Raw genomic sequence first — 18,677 nt, 5'->3', positions numbered from 1 at the left:
TTTCAGTTGATTCTTATCGGGCTAAAAATTCTATTTAATAGAAGAAATAAAATTTGACAATCCTATTCTGACGTCAATCCTCATTGAATAACGACCAATTTCATATCAACAAAAGAATACTTTTTGCAAAGCCCCTTTTAATTCTACAGGTTGCATTTAAGTATTAAAAAAACGTTTAGGGTCAATAATTCCCAACGTTAATCGTAATTTTCCGAATTGTTAAATCCGAATCCTATATGCAATCCTTGCAGAGAAGAATATCGATTTAGTCATAAGCGGAAAACAGGATATGAAAAGAGTATTGGCCAGGTTTAGAAACAGTGCATTTCGTCGTTTCATTAAGAAACATCAGAAATATGCCCCTTTATTTTTTTTCATTGCGGGGTTTATTTTTGACACTCTGACCCTTGGCCGTATAGATCGCTTGTACGACCTTATTGTCCTGTGCCTGTACATGACTGCACTGACCGTTACCTTGTATCTCTATAATTTAGTTGACGACGGTAGGTGGAAAAACACCCTCTTGGAACGTTATGAACTATACTTACCCTTGGCCATCCAATTTTTCTTTGGGGGACTTTCCAGTGCCTATGTAATCTATTTCTCCAGAAGTGTTTCCCTGTCCAAGACTATTTCCTTTTTTATCATTCTTCTCGTGTTATTTTTTGCCAATGAGTTGCTTAAAAAAAGGATCTCCAACAAGTATTTACAATTCAGCGTGTATTTTTTTATAAGCTTTACCTTTTTCAGCTTTATCATCCCTGTGTTCATAAGTGAAATGAATACACGGATTTTTATTTTTTCGGGGTTTGTCAGTTTAGGGTGCACCTTGGTATTAATATTCTTAATATACAGTCTAAGCCCCAGTACACGATCAGAAATAAGTATTGTAAGACTAGTGGCCGTTATATTATCTATCTATATGCTGATCAATGCATTTTACTTTTTAAAGCTCATCCCGCCCGTACCGCTTGCAATGGATACAGGCGTTGTTGCACATGATATTAAATTGGAAAACAACAAATATATCGTCAGTTATGAGACCGATGAATGGTATGTGTTTTGGAGAAGTCACAGGATCAAGTTTATTCACCATCCCGACGAGAATGTGTATGTCTTCTCCTCCATTTTTGCCCCAACAGCTTTGGAAAAATCGATATTGCATAGATGGCAATGGTACAACGAGACCACGGGCGAATGGGAAATAGTGGAAGATATAGGTTATGATATTAAAGGAGGGCGGGATGGCGGTTACCGTGGCTATACCTACAAGAACAATGTTAAATCGGGATTATGGAAGGTTGAAGTAATAACTGAAGAAGAACTGGTCTTGGGGGTAATCGATTTTGAAATTATCATCAGTTCATCCCTGAAGCCACATAGGATGGTACAGAAGAAATTCTGATGCTCTAGTCCGACCTGCGAGTTTAGCTTTTAAAGGATCGTAATATCACACATGTTAAGCAAATTAAATCTAAGGGCAACAAAATAATAATTGTTATTTTTAACCGATACCACCGGTAGGCAAACTAAAAATGACCTAAGATCAATGTCCAGATTACAAGAGTTCCGTGAAAGCTTAAACCTGACCCAGAAGGAGTTATATGAAAAATCTGGCATCTCGGTGAGAACTATTCAACGCATTGAAGCTGGTACAGAGCCCAAAGGCCATACCCTAAAAGTTTTGGCCACCACCTTGGGCATTTCTGAAAATGATTTACTTAAAAAAATGAAAGTGTAGGGGAGTTAAATTACACCTTGTTGAAGCTCATTAACCTTTCTTCTTTGGTGGGCACTATTTTTCCCCCTGTAAATATTTTGCTCCCCCTATTGATCATGTTTGCTAAAAAGCAATTTAATCCTTTGGCCAAACAGATCGTATCTGTTCAGATACTAATGACAGTACTATCTTTTATCATCTTTATGACAAGTGCATTCCTTAAAAATTGGTTTTCCCTGGGGAATAAGTTTACCATGATGGTTATGGTACTATTGGTTCTTACCAATATATTCGTTATTATCAGGAATACCGCGGCCATTGACAAGAACAAGGAATTATACTTTAGGCTGAATTTTAGTTTTATTTAAGCTTGACGCTCTTTTGGCGGTATATTGGCGGGTCTGCTTTGATACTAATTCCTACTAATTTCTAATTTTTGCCTTAAAAATTTTATATCATGACAGGGTCGAAAATCTTAACCGCACTTATTCTCATCTTTGGCACTTTCGGAGTTAAAGGTCAAGTTGATAGGAATTCACCTTTATTTATCGAACTAAAAAAGCAAGACAGTATTTTCTTCGAAAAAGGGTTTAACCAATGTGACCTGACCTATCTGGAATCACATATAGCCGAAGATTTAAAATTTTATCACGATCAAGGCGGATTCCAGGACCGGAAGGTATTTTTCGAAAACATCAAGAAAAATATTTGTTCCAGTCCAGCTAAGAAACCCATCAGAAAGGTAGATGAAACAAGTTTGGAGCTCTTTCCACTTTATAACAACGGCAAACTATATGGGGTTATTCAAAAGGGCATCCATCATTTCTATATTCGTGAAAACGGAAAAGTGGGTTTACCCACAAGTACAGCGAAATTCACCCACGTTTGGATCTTGGCACAGGGTGCTTGGATACTAAGTGAAGCCCTGAGCTACGATCACCATGACCCACAACCTGAAGATGGGCAAGCCGCTGGGATAGAGCAATTACTGATAGACAATAAAGTGCCCGCCTTGGGACTAGGTATTATAGAAAATGGGGAGCTCACAAGAATTCAGGTGTATGGTACCTTGGATACCAAAACGAAAGCCCCTTATAATACCATTTTTAAGGTAGCTTCCCTGACCAAGCCTATCGTCGCCATGACCACCTTAAAACTTGTGGATAAGGGTTTGCTGGAATTAGATGAACCATTGTATCAGTATTGGGTAGATCCAGATGTTAAAGATGATCCCAGAACAAAAAAATTAACCCCTAGACTTGTGCTATCCCACCAAACCGGATTTCCGAACTGGAGATACCTCTCGGATACTAACAAACTAGCTTTTGAGTTTGATCCTGGTACACAGTACCAATACTCCGGGGAAGGTTTTGAATTTCTAAGGAGAGCTCTAGAAGTTAAGTTTGGCAGGAGTTTAGAGGAATTAGCAAAAGAATTTATTTTTGATCCTGTCGGGATGACGGACACTAGGTTTTGGTGGGATAAATCCATGGATGAAACGAGGTATGCCAGGAATTTTGATGAAAATGGCGAGCAGATTGCCACTAACAAATATTACGAAGCCAATGCGGCTGCTAATCTCCTGACCACAGTGGAAGATTACGGTAGATTCATTGCCTATGTTAGTAATGGTGGCGGACTGTCAGATAAACTGTTCCTTGAAATGCAAGAACATCACGCTAAGGTTAAAGAGGATAATTATTTTGGCCTTGGGTGGGAAATCCTCACCGGATTCAGCAATGAGGAAACCTTAATGCTACATAGCGGTAAAGATCCGGGGGTAAGCACCTTCGCCATGTTTTTTCCAAAGTCGAAAAACGGTTATGTAATATTCATGAACGGAGATAATATCATGGGGGTATTGGAAGAACTGCTTACCAAACACTTGTATGGCGGCAAGGAGTTGTGGACCAAAAGATAGAATATGTTTTTCGCGGGTTGCCACCCTCCCATCTATCAAATACTAAAGTCCTCTTAAATGTTTTTCTATTTCAAAGCAATCGCTTAGTTTTGTGCCGTAGTTAAGAAATCATGGCCAGAAAAAAACAATATATAGAACAAGAGGTTTTAGAAAAGGCAATGTCCCTGTTCTGGCGAAATGGGTATGAAAATACATCCGTACGTATGTTGGAAAAGGAAATGGGCATTAACCAATTCTCTATCTACGCAAGTTTTGGAAGCAAACAAGGGGTATTTCTAGAAAGTATCAATACCTACAAAAAGAAAATACATCGTATTACCGACAAGTTGGAAAAATCCCAAAATGGGGTGGCGGGTATCAAACAATACTTTTATGACTTTCTGGAGTTTTCCGAAGAAAATAACGTATGTAAAGGATGCCTGATAACCAATACGGTAAATGAACTGGGTCAAAATGCAGATCCCATTTTAATGACTGAATTGTCAAAATTCGCAAACGACATTAAACAGCTGTTTAAAAAGAACCTAAAACAGGATTCTAAAAAAGATATAGAGACAATAGAAAGTGAATCCAACTATTTAATGACCTCTATCTTGGGCATATCCGTAGCTTCCAAAATTTTCACTAAAAAGCAGTTGGAAGACGCTATTGAAACAGCGTTTAAAAACTTGTAACATTTTTTTATCACAATACTAAGCAAATGCTTAGCTTAATATATTACTAATTTAAATCTAAAAGATTATGAGTACACTAAAAGTTCACACAATTGAATCAGCACCTGAAAATAGCAAATCTCTATTAGAAAACTCCCTGAAGTCGTTCGGAATGATTCCAAACCTTCACGGCGTTTTGGCAGAGTCTCCAGGTATTCTGGAAGCGTATCAAATGTTGCACAATTTATTTCAAAATTCTTCTTTCAACAACGACGAGTTAACTGTTGTATGGCAGACCATAAATGTAGAGCACGGATGTCATTATTGTGTCCCTGCCCATACCGGAATCGCGCACATGATGAAAGTAGATGAAGAAATCACAGAGGCTTTGAGAAACAGGACTGCAATGCCAAACGAAAAATTGCAAACCTTACATGAAACCACCTTATCCATTGTTCGAAATCGTGGAAATGTAACCAATGCAGAATTAGAGACGTTTTATGAAGCAGGATACAACCAAAGACAACTTTTGGAAATCATATTAGGGCTATCACAAAAAGTTCTTAGCAATTACGTGAACCATATTGCCGAAACACCTGTAGACAAAGCCTTTGAAAAATTCGCTTGGAGTAAATAATGTCACGAATCTCTCAATGCAGTTAAGAATATTTGCGTTTTGTATAGTACCCATGGAAAGCGTAGTCTATTTTTAATCACATTCAATAGTCTTGTTTAATTTTTTCAAAGTTTATGATATGATAAAAGTATCCGTAATGTATCCGAATAGTCCTGGGGCAAAATTTGACACTGAGTATTATAAAAACACCCATCTCCCCATGATTGCGCAAACTTTGGGAGATGCCCTAAAGGGGCTGGAGTTTAATCTAGGATTGGGAGGAAGAGTTCCTTCCGAACCCGCTCCTTACATCGCCCTGGCACATTTGACATTTGACTCCCTGGAGTCTTTTCAGGCAACCTTCGGACCTAATGCAAAAAAGTTTGCTGCCGATGTACCCAACTACACCAATGTTCAAGGTGAAATACAAATCAGTGAGATCGTAAAATATAGTTATGGAGTCTAAAATAAAAATAGATGTCATTTCAGACGTTGTCTGCCCTTGGTGTACCATCGGTTACAAACGGCTAGAAAAGGCAATCCAAGAGATGGGGGTTCAAGACCAGATTGAGCTGGAATGGCAACCTTTTGAACTAAATCCAAATATGCCTCCCGAAGGGGAGAACGTGCAGGAACATATTGCAAATAAATATGGGTCCTCACCAGAAGACTGGAAACGTTCACAAGATCATATGGCCGAAGTTGGCGCAGAACTAGGTTTTACCTTTGATTATTTTGATGACATGAAAATTGTCAATACCAGAGACGCCCACGTTTTATTGGATTTTGCCAAAGAACAAGGAAAACAAACAGAACTCAAAATGCGTTTGGTCTCAGCATATTTTAGTGAACGGAAGGACGTTTCAGATAGAAATATTCTTTTACAAGAACTAAAAAGTGTCGGCTTAAATACAGACGGTGCCCTGGCAAGATTGGATAATGATGATGCGCGTTATGAAGTTAAGACCAAAGAAGCCTATTGGCAGAGTGTGGGAGTATCATCCGTGCCAACCATGGTATTCAACAATAAGAGTGCTTTAACAGGAGCACAGCCGGTTGATGTTTACAAACAAGTAATAACAGAATTGCTTGCTCAATAAGTGGCATGCGAAAAATAGTTCAACCAATAAGGGTGACCATGGCCAAGAAGTCCATTGTCACCCTTTTTAACATACTTCGTGTAAGCCAAGAATTACCTTCATACAATCATTCCCAATTCCTGACCGACCGCAACTTCGCCCAATTATCTATAGGGGTTTGCGTCCCGAAATAATATTGTATAATATCACAACAACAGCGATTACCAGAAGAATATGAACTAAACTACCGGTTGCTAATCCTGGGATTACACCTAATAAACCCAAAAGCCAAATAACGATACAAATAACGGCTACTAGCCAAAGAAGACTTCTCATAATAATTTCATTTATGGTTGTACCGCTAAGGTAAAAAAGATTAAAATTTCAATCGGATAAATTATTGACTCATACCGTCACGCATTACAAACAAATCTGCCCCGATTTAAATTTTTCCAGAAATCCGGTTTCATACTAGAATATATAGATCCAAACGCAACCTTCTTTGTTTTTTGACACCTAAAGAAAAATAGTATCAATGATCAAAAAGTCGTATTTCGCCATAATATCATGTATTTGTTTGTCCATGCTTTCATGCTCGGTTATACAAGACACCAATTCAGGGGAAGTGGAAGCCAAAGAGCTCACCAATATGCTTGCCCGTATAAATGAAATTGCCAATAGCGTAAAATGTATAAATGCCGATGAATGGAGGTATACATCCTATGGTAGCAAACCCTGTGGCGGACCAAATGGTTATATCGCCTACTCCAGTAGTATTGACACAATCGCTTTTCTAAAGCTTATAGAAGATCATAAATTGGCCCAAAAGAAATACAACGAGGAGCAAGGAATAATGTCCGACTGTTCCGTTCCTGCCGAACCAAGTGGCGTAATCTGCGAAGAAGACATAGCGGTATTGTTATATCAGTAGAAGATCAAACTTACGATGTTTAACTTGGGGTGATTGTCTTTTGATAATCACCCCAAGTTTTTTATTGCCTACACCCACCAAAATGGAATTACGGATAAAATTCACTAAATTTAAGAAGGAAAAATTTCAGCTATTATGGATAAGGAAATCACCAAAGAATATAGCAACGGGGAACTTACCGTAGTATGGAAGCCAAAAGCCTGTATCCATTCAGAGGAATGTATACATGCATTGCCCAATGTGTACAAACCAAAGGAGAAACCCTGGATTACCCCAGAGAACGCTACCACACAAGAATTAAAGGATCAAATTGCCAAATGCCCATCAGGCGCATTGAGCTATTATATGAACGAGGAGGGAAAGAAGATAATCGAGAAAGAAAATGATAACATGGAAACTAAAGTAGAAGTAAAAGAAAATGGACCGTTGTTGGTACATGGAACGCTAAAGGTGACAGACAAAACCGGTAAGGAAGAAATTAAAAAAAGAATCACTGCCTTTTGCAGGTGCGGTGCCTCTAGCAACAAACCGTATTGCGACGGAACCCACAATGAAATAAGCTTTAAAGGATGATTTTCATAAAAAAATAACGCTTTTTATTCTAAATACAGCACCAACTCAGATTGACCCTGCATGAAAAAAATACTGTTTACATTACTCTTCTTATTCGTATTCACCACAACGCTGGCCCAACACAAACCCGCATATACCATTTACAATAGCAAAGGAAAAAAGGTTTCCTATGCCAAAATGGTCAAGGAGCTTTCTTCAAAAGATATTATCCTTTTTGGGGAACTGCACAACAATGCCATTGCACATTGGTTGCAATATGAAATTGCATCCGAATTGGCCAATTCAAAGCCCTTGATCCTAGGGGCAGAAATGTTCGAAACTGATAATCAAGAGCCTTTGAACAACTATCTAAAGGGCAGCATAGACCAAAAAGCATTTGATACCTTGGCCCGACTCTGGCCCAATTATAAAACCGATTACGCACCCTTGGTGAATTTTGCAAAAGAACGCAGCCTCCCTTTCATAGCCACCAATATTCCCAGACGCTTTGCCTCCATGGTCTATAAAAAAGGTTTCGAAGTTTTGGACACCCTTGCGCCCCATGAAAAAGCTTGGATAGCACCTTTGCCCATCCCCTTTGTACCAGAATTGCCGGGATATCAAAATATATTGAGTATGATGGGAGATCATGGCACACCAGAATTGGTCATGGCGCAAGCGATAAAGGATGCCACTATGGCCCACTTTATCCTGAAGAACTACAATACCGGAACTAGGCTCCTACATTTTAACGGAGCTTATCACTCCAACAACTACGAAGGGATTTTATGGTATTTGAAACAATCGGCACCAACATATCTCTATGCCTCCATATCCACTGTTTCACAGGAATCAATAGACAAGCTGTTACCTGAACACAAAGGACTGGCTGATTTTATCATATGTGTGGACAGTCATATGACCAATACCTATTAAGAGGATATTCGACAGAATTTCAGTATCTTAAATCAAAATATAGTAACCTTCGTTGATTATGGAGAAAAAATGTCCCGAATGCGGGGAGAAAATCATAGGTCGCGTAGACAAGAAATTCTGTTCCGATTACTGCCGCAATGCTTTCAACAACAGGTTGAACAAAGACAGTAAAAACCTGATCCGTAATATCAACAACCGACTGCGTAAAAATTACAGAATATTAGAGAGCTTTAGCCTTCAGGATGGCAAAACCAAGACCAACAAAACGAAATTGCTGGACAAAGGATTCGATTTCGAATATTTCACCCATCTCTATACCACGCAAAAAGGAACAGTTTACTTTTTTGTGTACGATTTAGGGTATTTACCGCTCGACAATGACTTTTATATGATTGTTAAAAGGGAATAAAAATAATCCTCCGAGAGGAGGATATATCAATTTACCTAAGAAATCTATAGCGTATAATAAGACACCATTTTTATTTTTACAAGATGCTACTTCCAGTTTTGACCCGATAATTTTAAGGCTGCAATAACGATATCCTTTCTACTAATTTGGCCTACAAGGATGCCATTTTGTAAAACAGGCAATCTACGACGGTTATTCTTATGGAAAATTCCTGCAGCATCAAAAATACTGATATCATGAGGTATGGTCTCCACGTTTTTGGTCATGTACTTCTCTACATTCTTATCCAAAATAGGCATATTAAAATAGCGACTTTCAGAAATTGTCTTCATACAATCTGCTTCTGAAATTATACCTACCAAAAAGTTATTGTCATCCATTACCGGACCCCCAGAAATATTGTATTTGGTAAACAATTCCATTACTTCAAGAATGGATTGCTCTGGTTTAAAAGTAACTAGTTTTTTGGTCATGTAATCCTCGACCATTATTGGTGCGGAATATTCTTTTTTTACGGTCTCCCGTGCGCCTTGAAAACTTTTGATTCCCATATGGTTGATTTTTAGGTTAATTTTAAATATAGAACTTTACGCAACATCATACAATATTTTAACACATATAATAGATAAAATACATGCTTTTGATCAATATTGTGATTATTTATCAATAGATTAAGAAAAATCACACCTTAGAAATATGCTCAAAATGTCATATCGCGCCTTAAAGAATGAAATTCCCATAGGATTTTTATACATTTAGGGAACACTACGACCTAATGAAAAAATTTACCACGGGCATTACCCTTTTCTTATTGGGGCTTGCCACATATTGGAGTTTCAGCTCCTCCATGCCTTCCTATCAACAAAATGATACCATCCTGCTCAACAGTTTTTCGACCGACCGTGCTTTAACACATGTCAAAAAAATATCCGAAGCACCTCATGCGGTAGGGTTTCCTGCTCATAAAGAAGTGAGGGACTACATAGTCTCCGAGCTTGAAGAAATGGGACTTAAAACCTCCTTACAAGAAGGATATACCGCTGGCGACTGGGCCAATTTAAGCAAGGCTACCAATATCTTGGCCCGCATTCCCGGTTCGGAACAGGGCAAGGCACTTTTGTTATTGTCACATTATGACAGCAACCCCCATTCTTCCCTTGGTGCCAGTGATGCCGGAAGTGGCGTAGCTACTATTTTGGAGGGAATAAGGGCTTTTCTTTCCGAAAACAAGATCCCAAAGAATGATATTATAATCCTGATCTCCGACGCCGAAGAACTTGGCCTGAACGGAGCCGATCTCTTTGTAAACCAACACCCATGGGCCGAGGAGGTTGGCCTAGTGTTGAACTTTGAGGCACGTGGAAGTGGCGGCCCCAGTTATATGCTGATTGAAACCAATAGGGGCAACAGCAGACTTATTGAAGAGTTTACCGCTGCCGGCACTGAATTCCCCGTAGCTAATTCTCTTGTCTATAGCATCTACAAAATGCTTCCCAATGATACCGATTTGACAGTTTTTAGAGAGGATCGCGATATTGAAGGGCTTAATTTTGCATTTATTGATGACCATTACGATTATCATACATTGCGGGATAATTATGAGCGATTAGACCGGAATACGTTGGCACATCAGGGCAGTTATTTAATGCCACTATTAACGCATTTTAGCAATGCCGATTTAGGCGACCTGAAAAGTTTGAATGACGAGGTTTATTTTAATGTCCCCTTCTTCAAACTGGTCTCCTATCCCTTTGATTGGATTTGGCCCATGTTCATTCTTGCCCTTCTCTCGTTTATTTGCCTTTTGGCCTATGGTATTAAAAAACAACGCCTTCACTTGAAAGAAAGTTTCAAGGGGTTTCTTCCTTTGGGGATCTCACTCCTGATTAACGGGGTGATCGGATTTTATAGTTGGACCCTTCTAAAATGGCTGTATCCACAATATCTTGACATCTTGCACGGCTTTACCTATAATGGCTATTACTATATTGCCGCATTTGTCTTTTTAAGTATTGCCATTTGTTTTTGGGCCTATCATAAATACCAAAATATCAGTATTGCCAATCTCTTGGTAGCCCCTATATTTTTGTGGCTCATCATCTGTGGGGCAGTGGCCATGTATTTACCTGGGGCCAGTTTTTTCATCATTCCTCTTTTTGCACTATTGGCCTGTTTTCTGGTCATTATCAACCAAAAAGATCCAAATCCCTATCTGTTTGTCTTTATGGCTTTGCCAGCCCTTTGGATCTATGCCCCTTTCATTAAAATGTTTCCAGTAGGATTAGGGCTCAAAATGATGGTAGCTTCAACAATATTGACTTCCCTGACGTTCTATCTTTTACTTCCTATTTTTGGATTTTATAAGTCGAAAGGCAAACTGGCATTCCTGGGCCAGTTACTTTTTGTGATTTTCATAATAGTGGCCCATTTCAATGCAGGTTTCACAAAGGATCGCGCTAAGCCCAGTAGTCTTTTGTATGTACTGAATACGGACGACAATAGTGCGCAATGGGTGTCCTATGATCATGTCCTGATCGATTGGAACAAACAATTCCTGGAAGGGTCCACCTTAAAAAATGAAAATTACCAAGTGATCAGCAGCAAATATAGCTCAGGCTTCACCTACAGTGCCAATGCCCCTTTAAAAGAAATAGCACCTCCCAAAGTAGAGAAATCCCTTGACACCGTTGTTGGAGATAACCGTTTGATCAAACTTACCATAACCCCTCAACGCCCCGTGAACCGCTTAGAGGTTTTCACCAATGCCGTTCCCCTTACCGCCGTTAAGGTGAATGAAATAGAGCTATCTACTTATTACCTCAAGGATAGAAGTGGCAGCAAATTGCTGACCCATTATATTAGTAACAAGGACGCCACAACCCTGGAGCTTCTATTTCCAAAAGAGCAGGTTTTGGAACTTCAAATTTATGAGGCTTCCAATGATCTTCTTAGCCACCCTTTGTTCAGCGTTCCTGAAAGACCAGAAACGAGTATCCCAATGCCGTTTATTCTCAACGATGCCATTTTAACAACTAAAAAAATACGCTTTGAATAGTACAATAGGTATCATGGGTTGTGGTTGGCTAGGCACTCCCTTGGCCCAACATTTCATAAAGGAAGGTCATTCCGTGCATGGAAGTACCACCTCCTCAGAAAAATTACAGGACCTGAAGGCTTTGGGAATTCTTCCCTTTAAAATTTCTCTTTCAGAGAATGGAATTGAAGGACCTATCGAGGCATTTTTAAAAAACGTGAGGGTTTTGGTCATTAATGTCCCCCCCAACCTTAGGGGCTCCAACAGAGAAAACTATGAGGTAAAGATGAAGCACTTACACGCCTCGATCAAAGGAAGTAATGTGGCTAGAATTATCTTTATCAGCAGTACTTCGGTATATGGGGATTTAGAAGGTGATGTTACGGAGACCACGGTGCCTCATCCAGAAACAGAATCGGGCAAACAATTATTGGCGGTGGAAGAGAAATTTAAGAATGACCCAAAGCTCGAAACCACCATTATAAGATTTGGAGGACTCATTGGGCCTAATAGGCATCCGGTTACATTCCTATCCGGCAAAAAAGACCTATCCAACGGCAATCATCCAGTGAATCTAATTCATTTGGAAGATTGCATCCATATTATAGATACCATATTGAATGAAGGGTATTGGGGCGAGATATTCAATGGTGTGTATCCCCATCATCCCCCAAAACAAGAATACTATGTCAATGAAGCACAAAAGAAAGGACTTCAAGCTCCTGTGTATTCAGAACCCAAGAACACCCAGGGTAAAAAGATAGTCCCCTTTAATTTGATGCACTACAAAAAATATCGGTTTCAAAAACCCATTGTCTCTTGAGGTAACACCTGGTAATAAGACCACTTTTTTACTGAACTACAAACCTTTAAGGATTTACTTAACAGATTACTAGAAATAATTTAATAGTTTTGGCGCACTTAATACATAAGAAAATGAAAAAAATTATTGCAGTTCTAATTTTCGCCTTTGGATTTTATGGCGGTGCACAGACCAAAAGTGAACTTCAGAAGCATTATGAAGCTTTTTATAATGAAATGAAATTACAGGGCGATGTTAATGGAGTTATCAATGCCCTCACACATTTGAATGTAATGTCACCTTCCGTAGAACGCAGGGACACCTTGGCATATGTCTATGCCAATGACAACCAACATATGCAGGCACTTAATACCATAGGAATTGAAAAAAATGATTCCGATTCTGATTTGGCCCTACAAGTAAAAGCAATATCACTAAAGGCCTTGAATCAACCAAAACGTGCTTTGGAACAATTTGAACTCTTGTTCAAAAGATCACCAGACGCATATTTGGCCTACGAACTTGCCGATCTGAAAATTCAGACTGGGGATGCCCCGGGTGCTTCAGCAAACATAGAATACGGCATTAGCAATGCTACAAATGATATGAGCTATGCCTTTTATGAAAGACAGCAGCCTTACGAGGTTTCCTTAAAAGCCGCCTTTCTTCATTTAAAAGGTCTTATAGCTTACAACACAGATAAGAGTAATATAGATGCTGCCCTTGCCCTGATCAACGAAGCCTTGACCATTGACCCCAACTTTAATTTGGCAAGTCTTAGCAAACAAGCTTTGGAATCCAGAAAGGAACAAACAGAGACGCCTAAAGAGGTTGTTCCTGAAGTAAAAAAAGATAAATCAAAAGCGAAAAAACAATAATTTCAGCTTAGAAGAAATATAAAAAAGGGGGCCAAATGGCCCCCTTTTTTTGTATTAGATCACTTAATTAGCCTTTAACTCTTGAGTGATGACACTGTCCTTCGCTTTTTTAAGGGACACTACTGCATCTACATTTTCATTGGGAACGGCGATCGAAAGCACATAATGTGCAATTTTCCAACCTTTATCCGTTTTTCTGAGTACCCCAGAACCTCGACAGAGCTTCATTTGAGTATCCAAAAGTTCATCAAACCAAGCCATATCCATGGCCTCGTTAATATAAATATTTCGCTGAAGGGCTGTAAAACTCCATGCCTTTCCCTTATCGAAATAAGGTTTGGAAAATTCCTTAAATTCAGAATTCTGCCAATTTTCCATAGCATCAGTTCCTATAAACACCCCATCATCTGTCATCCTAGAAAAATACGCCTCAAAATTTGCATCTGCTGCTGCCTGGTGCCAGGCATCTAAAACTGTTGAAATAGATTCCTTTTCTTTCTCCTGTTGTGCATGAAGCGTAACTGAAAGAAATGATACCGTCAGTATGCCTAAAAATTTAATCATCTTCATTTATAATTAATGTTGTGTCCAGACGACTATTGACAATCACCGTGAACTGGTTTCTAAATGCATTGTATGCCTTGGCCAAAGCTGTAGTAGGCTCCTCAGTATCCACGCCATATTCCAAACTAAATTTCGTTTTAAGGATCGCTGTCTTAATCACCTTAAGCCTACTCTTGATTTGCGGAACATCAAAGTCCTCAGGAAAAGCTGAAGCCTCCAGTAATTTTTGTTTTTCTATCAAATCTTCAACAACCAAGGTCAACCCTTCCTTATCCTGCACTTTATAAAGTGCATCAAAACTGGTTTCCAAAGCATTGAATTCTACCCAATCCTTTAAAACCACCTTGGCCTCCGGATTGATTCCTGATTTTTTTGGAAGATTTTTTAAGTCGAACACAACCTCTTGTGCTTGTTCCTTATCCACTCCCGTATTGCCCTCTTTACATGATATCACAAGTAGAAACACAGCACCAAAAAAGAATATTTTTCCCATAAGGCTAATGTACAAATTTTAATAAAAGCTATCTTTGCCCACGAATTCATTTAACTACATTTTTATGCCAAAATCCATACTCATTTTAGGTGCATGCGGACAAATAGGAACAGAACTTACTTACACATTACGTGAAAGATATGGCAATGACCAAGTTATTGCCAGTGATATAAGGGAGGGCGATAAAGATCTTATGGCTTCTGGTCCCTTTGAACTATTGGACGCCACCAATTATGGAGCTTTGGAAGATGTGGTGATGCATTACGAAATAGACGAAGTCTACTTGATGGCGGCCATGTTGAGTGCCACCGCTGAGAAATTTCCGATGCGCGCATGGAACTTGAACATGAATTCCCTTTTCAATGTACTGAACCTTGCCAAAGACAATAAAATAAGCAAGATTTTCTGGCCCTCCAGTATTGCTGTTTTTGGACCCAACACTCCTAAGGAGCAAACCGCTCAAAATACCATCATGGAACCTAGTACGGTTTACGGTATTAGCAAACAGACCGGAGAGCGTTGGTGTGAATATTACTTTAAAAAGTACGGAGTGGATGTCCGCAGCGTACGCTATCCTGGCCTAATAAGCCATAAGACCCTTCCGGGAGGAGGTACTACTGATTATGCAGTGGAGATATACCACAAAGCACTATCGGATAAAGAATATACCAGTTTCCTTGGTGAAGACAGCAAGTTGCCTATGATGTTTATGGACGATGCCATTAGGGCCACTATCACTATTATGGAAAGTGCTCCAGAAAAAATTAAGGTACGCTCCTCTTACAATCTTGCAGCCATGAGTTTTACACCAAAAGAAATGGCAGAAAACATCAAAAAGCACATTCCAGACTTTAAAATGTCCTACGCTCCTGATTCAAGACAGCAAATTGCAGATTCTTGGCCGAGCAGTATTGATGATTCCGTAGCCCAAAAAGATTGGGGATGGAAAGCTGAATTCGATTTGGACAGGACCACCCAAGAAATGCTGGACAACCTATCCAAGTAATCAGTTTCTAAACTTTAGCTTCCTTTCAATGGCCATGATCATGATATTGGCAATGTCCTTTCCAGTGGCATTTTCAATACCTTCCAGGCCAGGGGAAGAGTTGACTTCCAATAGCAAGGGCCCTTTATTGGATCTAATGATATCTACTCCAGCTACAGCCAGGTTTAGTACTTTGGAAGCTTTCAGAGCCAATTTTTTCTCCTCAGGGGTGATCTTGATGATAGATGCTTTCCCTCCTTGGTGAATGTTTGCCCTAAACTCACCTTTTTCTGCCTGTCGCTGAATGGAGGCCACCACTTTGCCATCCACTACGAAACAACGGATATCCTGTCCGTTTGCTTCCTTAATGAACTCCTGCACCAAAATATTGGTCTGAACACTTTTAAAGGCATTGATAACACTCTCCGCCGCTTTGTTGGTCTCGGCCAAAACCACTCCTTTCCCTTGGGTGCTTTCCAAAAGTTTAATGATCAACGGCGCCCCATTGACCATACGGATCAAATCCTTGGTATCCATTGGGGATTTGGCAAAACCAGTAATTGGAATATGGATATCGTTCCTTGAAAAGAGTTGTGATGCGAACAGCTTGTCCCTGGATTGGGTGATTGCTTCTGCAGAGTTCTGACAATAGACCCCTAGAGTATCAAACTGCCGTATCAACGCGCAGCCATAAAAAGTAACGGCTGGCTTTATTCTAGGAATAATGGCATCATATGCTTTTAGAATATTCCCGCCACGGTATCTAATTTCCGGAGAATTGGCGTCCAATTTCATATAGGAATGCTCCACATTCAAGAAAACAATTTCATGTCCTCTCGCCTCTGCGGCTTCCATAATCCTTTTGTTACTATATAAGTTGGGGTTACTAGCCAGTAAAGCGATCCTAAGTCCAGATTTCTCCTTTACATAGGGAGCATATTTCATGGTGATCTCCTCATCGGAGATATCCCCCAGGTAGTAGGTTTCAGCCGGGTTTACCATATACCTGTCGTTAAGGGCCTCTCTTCCCAACAACATACGGAATTCCATAGTATCCCTATTGGCCAATGTAAGTTCTATATCAAAGGTTACATTGCCCATCGTTACAGGGGTCTTGATCACCAAACGTTCTTCCGCAATACCGGAAGAGCTTTTTACCGTCCTACGATCTACGAGCCTTGCCTCACATAGCATATTAAAACTACGGTTGTCCTGTAAGGGATTGACCTCAAATTTCACCCACTCCTGTACCCCTTTGGTGAATACCTTGGCATTTGTCGCTTGAATGGAAGAGGTTCTTGCTCCGGAATCTACCCTGGCCTTTATGGCCGGAATACCCATTTCCTTAAACACACACCATTCTTCACTTCCAATAATAGACAAATCTTTCAATTCCATAGTAATAATAGTTGTTGAGCCTTTTTTTTAAGAAAGGGCAATAGTAAGGTAAAAAATGTTACTCGGCAAACATTTCACTCTGGTCATTGAAAGTCTTGAACTCTAATGAGTGCCCACTTGGATCCTGAATAAAAAATGAACGGTGTTCCCCGGTCTTATCCTTTAAAAAGGTTACCTCTGTGGTCAATTCATATTCTGGGGTATTTAATTTTTTGTACATGCGCTCCCAGGTATCTGAATCTACAATCACCCCGAAATGAAAAGAGGGCAATACTGTATCCCCAAATTTATAGGCCCTAAAAACGAAGTTAAATTCCCCAGATTTGGTAAAAGTAATTTGGTTTCCGAATAAATTCACATCTAGCCAACGGGTAGAATTTCTTCCGATCTCCGCCCCAATGACGTCCACATAAAAAGCTCTTGTCTTTGAGATGCTATAACACGGCAAAGACATATGAAAAGGTGCATGTTCCATGAATAATAATTTAAAATGAAATCCATTCTAAATTACAAATTCTAAACGATACCTTTTGTACTTGAATAGCAATTTTTGGAAAGTACTTTTTTGATTGACAGGACTTAAGAATTTCAACCCTCCTTTTACCCCAAGCCAAGTATGCGAAACACGAACAAATCCAGCACTTCCACTAGGATCAGAATGATGATGATCCATTCCAATCGGCTGCTCTCCCTATGCTCCATAATATCTTTGAAGAGTTCCAAATCTTCCTTAATAATCCCAATACGCTCAGAGATATATCGATATCTATCTTTTAGATCAAAGGTTTGCTTGAGTTCCGTATCCAAACGGTTAAGATCTTCATTCTCCCATGTACTGTCCGGGGAATCAAAGATGTAGAGATTTTCTGAAATTTCGTTCTTGATGTTCAGCACCTTCCCGATGAACCTTTTCAGGTTGTTACCCGAAATCTTCAACTTTCCCTTACGCTCTAAAAGTTTGGTGTGCACATTGGTCTCTTCCAGCAATTGCTCTGTAATCTCCAAATATCGATCCAACGCAACCGATTGGGAGGTGTTCAACATCACCAAACGAATGGATTCCGAATCAAAATTGGGAAGAATAACCTTATTAAAGGTCACCTTCTGCTGGCCGGGAATTACTTCTACCTGGATTTTTTCTGAAATCTGATAAGGAACCCTATCCTTTGACAATGGACTTAATTGCTTTAAGATGGCTTGGATTTCCTTTTCCGAATGATTGAAAAAAGAGACCAATCCATACTGAAAAATGTGGACGAATCGTTTATCCCCATTTTTAAAGAATAGTTCAACACTGTCAGAGAATAGGATCTCCAAAGGCAAGAGATTTCTACACTGCCTAATATTTATGGAAGCTGCTATTTGAAACGCGACAACTTCAAACATGGGTGTTAGTCCTCATCGTTATCTTCGTCCTCTTCCGCTATTTCGATGTCCGGAATAGCTTCTGGATCATTATCGTCAAAATCCTCATAATCATCTTCATCATAATTGGCCATGGTCTTTTCAAGTTTCGCACTGATCTTCACCAAATACTTGGTGTCATCAGTAGTAACTTCTACAGCCTCTATACGTTCACCCTGTGCATTTTTAAAGGAGATGATATTCTGATCGTCATATCCGTCAGGATATTTGTCAACCAACAACTTTAAGACTTCCGGGGTGAGCTTTTTAAAATCTACAATTACTCTCTTTAAATTGTCCAT

Annotated in this window: 25 protein-coding genes; 17 read left to right on the top strand and 8 right to left on the bottom strand. The window is 39.5% G+C overall.

Translation table 11 applies throughout. The annotated features are described in order from the left end of the window. Positions 1 to 289: 289 nt before the first annotated feature. The 9 genes from ABXZ32_RS08855 to ABXZ32_RS08815 all read left to right on the top strand — a co-directional run bounded on the left by ABXZ32_RS08855 (position 290) and on the right by ABXZ32_RS08815 (position 6,183). Positions 290 to 1,405 (top strand): DUF2914 domain-containing protein, encoded by a 1,116-nt coding sequence (locus ABXZ32_RS08855; protein ID WP_354618318.1) that lies wholly within the window; start codon positions 290 to 292, stop codon positions 1,403 to 1,405. A gap of 144 nt (positions 1,406 to 1,549) precedes the next feature. Beyond that, positions 1,550 to 1,741: a helix-turn-helix domain-containing protein gene (locus ABXZ32_RS08850; RefSeq protein WP_354618317.1), complete on the top strand. Its 192-nt coding sequence runs from the start codon at positions 1,550 to 1,552 to the stop codon at positions 1,739 to 1,741. Between the two features lie 20 nt (positions 1,742 to 1,761). Further along, positions 1,762 to 2,088 (top strand): DUF4870 domain-containing protein, encoded by a 327-nt coding sequence (locus ABXZ32_RS08845; RefSeq protein ID WP_354618316.1) that lies wholly within the window; start codon positions 1,762 to 1,764, stop codon positions 2,086 to 2,088. Between the two features lie 89 nt (positions 2,089 to 2,177). Next, positions 2,178 to 3,641, top strand: coding sequence for a serine hydrolase (locus tag ABXZ32_RS08840; protein ID WP_354618315.1), 1,464 nt, complete (start codon positions 2,178 to 2,180; stop codon positions 3,639 to 3,641). A gap of 110 nt (positions 3,642 to 3,751) precedes the next feature. Next, entirely contained in the window at positions 3,752 to 4,315 is a 564-nt protein-coding gene (locus tag ABXZ32_RS08835; protein ID WP_354618314.1) for a TetR/AcrR family transcriptional regulator, read from the top strand. A 67-nt stretch (positions 4,316 to 4,382) separates the two neighbouring features. Then, a complete protein-coding gene (locus ABXZ32_RS08830; protein ID WP_354618313.1) occupies positions 4,383 to 4,931 on the top strand; it encodes a carboxymuconolactone decarboxylase family protein in 549 nt (182 codons plus the stop codon). A 118-nt stretch (positions 4,932 to 5,049) separates the two neighbouring features. After that, positions 5,050 to 5,376 carry an EthD family reductase gene (locus ABXZ32_RS08825; RefSeq protein ID WP_354618312.1) on the top strand — a complete coding sequence of 109 codons (327 nt, stop codon included), beginning with the start codon at positions 5,050 to 5,052 and terminating at the stop codon, positions 5,374 to 5,376. Further along, positions 5,366 to 6,010, top strand: a complete 645-nt coding sequence (locus tag ABXZ32_RS08820; RefSeq protein WP_354618311.1) for a DsbA family oxidoreductase — start codon at positions 5,366 to 5,368, stop codon at positions 6,008 to 6,010. The genes ABXZ32_RS08825 and ABXZ32_RS08820 overlap by 11 nt, the downstream gene beginning before the upstream one ends. 5 nt (positions 6,011 to 6,015) lie before the next feature. Beyond that, positions 6,016 to 6,183, top strand: a complete 168-nt coding sequence (locus tag ABXZ32_RS08815; protein WP_354618498.1) for a hypothetical protein — start codon at positions 6,016 to 6,018, stop codon at positions 6,181 to 6,183. Here ABXZ32_RS08815 and ABXZ32_RS08810 read toward each other — a convergent pair. Then, a complete protein-coding gene (locus ABXZ32_RS08810) occupies positions 6,158 to 6,325 on the bottom strand; it encodes a lmo0937 family membrane protein (protein WP_337300871.1) in 168 nt (55 codons plus the stop codon). The two genes, ABXZ32_RS08815 and ABXZ32_RS08810, sit on opposite strands and share 26 nt — an antisense overlap. Positions 6,326 to 6,524: 199 nt before the next feature. Between ABXZ32_RS08810 and ABXZ32_RS08805 the strand changes: the two genes are divergently transcribed. The 4 genes from ABXZ32_RS08805 to ABXZ32_RS08790 all read left to right on the top strand — a co-directional run bounded on the left by ABXZ32_RS08805 (position 6,525) and on the right by ABXZ32_RS08790 (position 8,817). Next, a complete protein-coding gene (locus tag ABXZ32_RS08805) occupies positions 6,525 to 6,920 on the top strand; it encodes a hypothetical protein (protein WP_354618310.1) in 396 nt (131 codons plus the stop codon). A gap of 135 nt (positions 6,921 to 7,055) precedes the next feature. Further along, entirely contained in the window at positions 7,056 to 7,493 is a 438-nt protein-coding gene (locus ABXZ32_RS08800) for a (4Fe-4S)-binding protein (RefSeq protein ID WP_354618309.1), read from the top strand. Positions 7,494 to 7,553: 60 nt separating this feature from the next. Next, a complete protein-coding gene (locus ABXZ32_RS08795; RefSeq protein WP_354618308.1) occupies positions 7,554 to 8,408 on the top strand; it encodes a ChaN family lipoprotein in 855 nt (284 codons plus the stop codon). Between the two features lie 58 nt (positions 8,409 to 8,466). Then, positions 8,467 to 8,817, top strand: a complete 351-nt coding sequence (locus tag ABXZ32_RS08790) for a hypothetical protein (protein WP_354618307.1) — start codon at positions 8,467 to 8,469, stop codon at positions 8,815 to 8,817. A gap of 86 nt (positions 8,818 to 8,903) precedes the next feature. Here the strand turns inward: ABXZ32_RS08790 and ABXZ32_RS08785 are convergent, their stop codons facing one another. Then, positions 8,904 to 9,368 carry a CBS domain-containing protein gene (locus ABXZ32_RS08785; RefSeq protein WP_354618306.1) on the bottom strand — a complete coding sequence of 155 codons (465 nt, stop codon included), beginning with the start codon at positions 9,366 to 9,368 and terminating at the stop codon, positions 8,904 to 8,906. A gap of 224 nt (positions 9,369 to 9,592) precedes the next feature. Between ABXZ32_RS08785 and ABXZ32_RS08780 the strand changes: the two genes are divergently transcribed. The 3 genes from ABXZ32_RS08780 (at position 9,593) to ABXZ32_RS08770 (ending at position 13,531) form a co-directional block, all read left to right on the top strand. After that, positions 9,593 to 11,872 (top strand): M28 family peptidase, encoded by a 2,280-nt coding sequence (locus ABXZ32_RS08780; RefSeq protein ID WP_354618305.1) that lies wholly within the window; start codon positions 9,593 to 9,595, stop codon positions 11,870 to 11,872. Beyond that, complete coding sequence (locus ABXZ32_RS08775; protein WP_354618304.1) at positions 11,865 to 12,674, top strand: SDR family oxidoreductase; 810 nt, start codon at positions 11,865 to 11,867, stop codon at positions 12,672 to 12,674. The genes ABXZ32_RS08780 and ABXZ32_RS08775 overlap by 8 nt, the downstream gene beginning before the upstream one ends. Before the next feature lie 113 nt (positions 12,675 to 12,787). Further along, positions 12,788 to 13,531: a hypothetical protein gene (locus ABXZ32_RS08770; RefSeq protein WP_354618303.1), complete on the top strand. Its 744-nt coding sequence runs from the start codon at positions 12,788 to 12,790 to the stop codon at positions 13,529 to 13,531. A 63-nt stretch (positions 13,532 to 13,594) separates the two neighbouring features. Here the strand turns inward: ABXZ32_RS08770 and ABXZ32_RS08765 are convergent, their stop codons facing one another. Next, positions 13,595 to 14,101, bottom strand: a complete 507-nt coding sequence (locus tag ABXZ32_RS08765; RefSeq protein WP_354618302.1) for a nuclear transport factor 2 family protein — start codon at positions 14,099 to 14,101, stop codon at positions 13,595 to 13,597. Beyond that, the gene (locus ABXZ32_RS08760) at positions 14,088 to 14,588 is read right to left on the bottom strand and encodes a hypothetical protein (protein ID WP_354618301.1); all 501 of its coding nucleotides are present in this window, start codon (positions 14,586 to 14,588) and stop codon (positions 14,088 to 14,090) included. Before ABXZ32_RS08760 ends, ABXZ32_RS08765 begins: the two co-directional genes overlap by 14 nt. A 64-nt stretch (positions 14,589 to 14,652) precedes the next feature. Between ABXZ32_RS08760 and ABXZ32_RS08755 the strand changes: the two genes are divergently transcribed. After that, positions 14,653 to 15,594, top strand: coding sequence for an NAD-dependent epimerase/dehydratase family protein (locus tag ABXZ32_RS08755; protein ID WP_354618300.1), 942 nt, complete (start codon positions 14,653 to 14,655; stop codon positions 15,592 to 15,594). On the opposite strand, the gene rimK is transcribed toward ABXZ32_RS08755, so the two are convergent. The 4 genes from rimK to ABXZ32_RS08735 form a co-directional block, all read right to left on the bottom strand. Next, complete coding sequence (gene rimK, locus ABXZ32_RS08750; protein ID WP_408016962.1) at positions 15,595 to 16,971, bottom strand: 30S ribosomal protein S6--L-glutamate ligase; 1,377 nt, start codon at positions 16,969 to 16,971, stop codon at positions 15,595 to 15,597. 58 nt (positions 16,972 to 17,029) lie between these two features. Next, positions 17,030 to 17,446 (bottom strand): VOC family protein, encoded by a 417-nt coding sequence (locus tag ABXZ32_RS08745; RefSeq protein ID WP_354618299.1) that lies wholly within the window; start codon positions 17,444 to 17,446, stop codon positions 17,030 to 17,032. Between the two features lie 125 nt (positions 17,447 to 17,571). Continuing rightward, the gene (locus ABXZ32_RS08740) at positions 17,572 to 18,357 is read right to left on the bottom strand and encodes an RMD1 family protein (protein WP_354618298.1); all 786 of its coding nucleotides are present in this window, start codon (positions 18,355 to 18,357) and stop codon (positions 17,572 to 17,574) included. 5 nt (positions 18,358 to 18,362) lie between these two features. Next, a complete protein-coding gene (locus tag ABXZ32_RS08735; RefSeq protein ID WP_062056440.1) occupies positions 18,363 to 18,677 on the bottom strand; it encodes a hypothetical protein in 315 nt (104 codons plus the stop codon).

Source organism: Sediminicola luteus, from assembly GCF_040566555.1.
Lineage (GTDB): Bacteria > Bacteroidota > Bacteroidia > Flavobacteriales > Flavobacteriaceae > Sediminicola.
The sequence above is the reverse complement of the archived record's forward strand: the minus strand, read 5'-3'. Positions and strand labels throughout refer to the sequence as shown.

Coding starts and splice junctions, on each gene's coding strand:
- ABXZ32_RS08855 (WP_354618318.1), top strand. CDS start 290: ATGAAAAGAGTATTGGCCAGGTTTAGAAACAGTGCATTTCGTCGTTTC.
- ABXZ32_RS08850 (WP_354618317.1), top strand. CDS start 1,550: ATGTCCAGATTACAAGAGTTCCGTGAAAGCTTAAACCTGACCCAGAAG.
- ABXZ32_RS08840 (WP_354618315.1), top strand. CDS start 2,178: ATGACAGGGTCGAAAATCTTAACCGCACTTATTCTCATCTTTGGCACT.
- ABXZ32_RS08835 (WP_354618314.1), top strand. CDS start 3,752: ATGGCCAGAAAAAAACAATATATAGAACAAGAGGTTTTAGAAAAGGCA.
- ABXZ32_RS08830 (WP_354618313.1), top strand. CDS start 4,383: ATGAGTACACTAAAAGTTCACACAATTGAATCAGCACCTGAAAATAGC.
- ABXZ32_RS08825 (WP_354618312.1), top strand. CDS start 5,050: ATGATAAAAGTATCCGTAATGTATCCGAATAGTCCTGGGGCAAAATTT.
- ABXZ32_RS08820 (WP_354618311.1), top strand. CDS start 5,366: ATGGAGTCTAAAATAAAAATAGATGTCATTTCAGACGTTGTCTGCCCT.
- ABXZ32_RS08815 (WP_354618498.1), top strand. CDS start 6,016: ATGCGAAAAATAGTTCAACCAATAAGGGTGACCATGGCCAAGAAGTCC.
- ABXZ32_RS08810 (WP_337300871.1), bottom strand. CDS start 6,325: ATGAGAAGTCTTCTTTGGCTAGTAGCCGTTATTTGTATCGTTATTTGG.
- ABXZ32_RS08805 (WP_354618310.1), top strand. CDS start 6,525: ATGATCAAAAAGTCGTATTTCGCCATAATATCATGTATTTGTTTGTCC.
- ABXZ32_RS08800 (WP_354618309.1), top strand. CDS start 7,056: ATGGATAAGGAAATCACCAAAGAATATAGCAACGGGGAACTTACCGTA.
- ABXZ32_RS08795 (WP_354618308.1), top strand. CDS start 7,554: ATGAAAAAAATACTGTTTACATTACTCTTCTTATTCGTATTCACCACA.
- ABXZ32_RS08790 (WP_354618307.1), top strand. CDS start 8,467: ATGGAGAAAAAATGTCCCGAATGCGGGGAGAAAATCATAGGTCGCGTA.
- ABXZ32_RS08785 (WP_354618306.1), bottom strand. CDS start 9,368: ATGGGAATCAAAAGTTTTCAAGGCGCACGGGAGACCGTAAAAAAAGAA.
- ABXZ32_RS08780 (WP_354618305.1), top strand. CDS start 9,593: ATGAAAAAATTTACCACGGGCATTACCCTTTTCTTATTGGGGCTTGCC.
- ABXZ32_RS08770 (WP_354618303.1), top strand. CDS start 12,788: ATGAAAAAAATTATTGCAGTTCTAATTTTCGCCTTTGGATTTTATGGC.
- ABXZ32_RS08765 (WP_354618302.1), bottom strand. CDS start 14,101: ATGAAGATGATTAAATTTTTAGGCATACTGACGGTATCATTTCTTTCA.
- ABXZ32_RS08760 (WP_354618301.1), bottom strand. CDS start 14,588: ATGGGAAAAATATTCTTTTTTGGTGCTGTGTTTCTACTTGTGATATCA.
- ABXZ32_RS08755 (WP_354618300.1), top strand. CDS start 14,653: ATGCCAAAATCCATACTCATTTTAGGTGCATGCGGACAAATAGGAACA.
- rimK (WP_408016962.1), bottom strand. CDS start 16,971: ATGGAATTGAAAGATTTGTCTATTATTGGAAGTGAAGAATGGTGTGTG.
- ABXZ32_RS08745 (WP_354618299.1), bottom strand. CDS start 17,446: ATGGAACATGCACCTTTTCATATGTCTTTGCCGTGTTATAGCATCTCA.
- ABXZ32_RS08740 (WP_354618298.1), bottom strand. CDS start 18,357: ATGTTTGAAGTTGTCGCGTTTCAAATAGCAGCTTCCATAAATATTAGG.
- ABXZ32_RS08735 (WP_062056440.1), bottom strand. CDS start 18,677: ATGGACAATTTAAAGAGAGTAATTGTAGATTTTAAAAAGCTCACCCCG.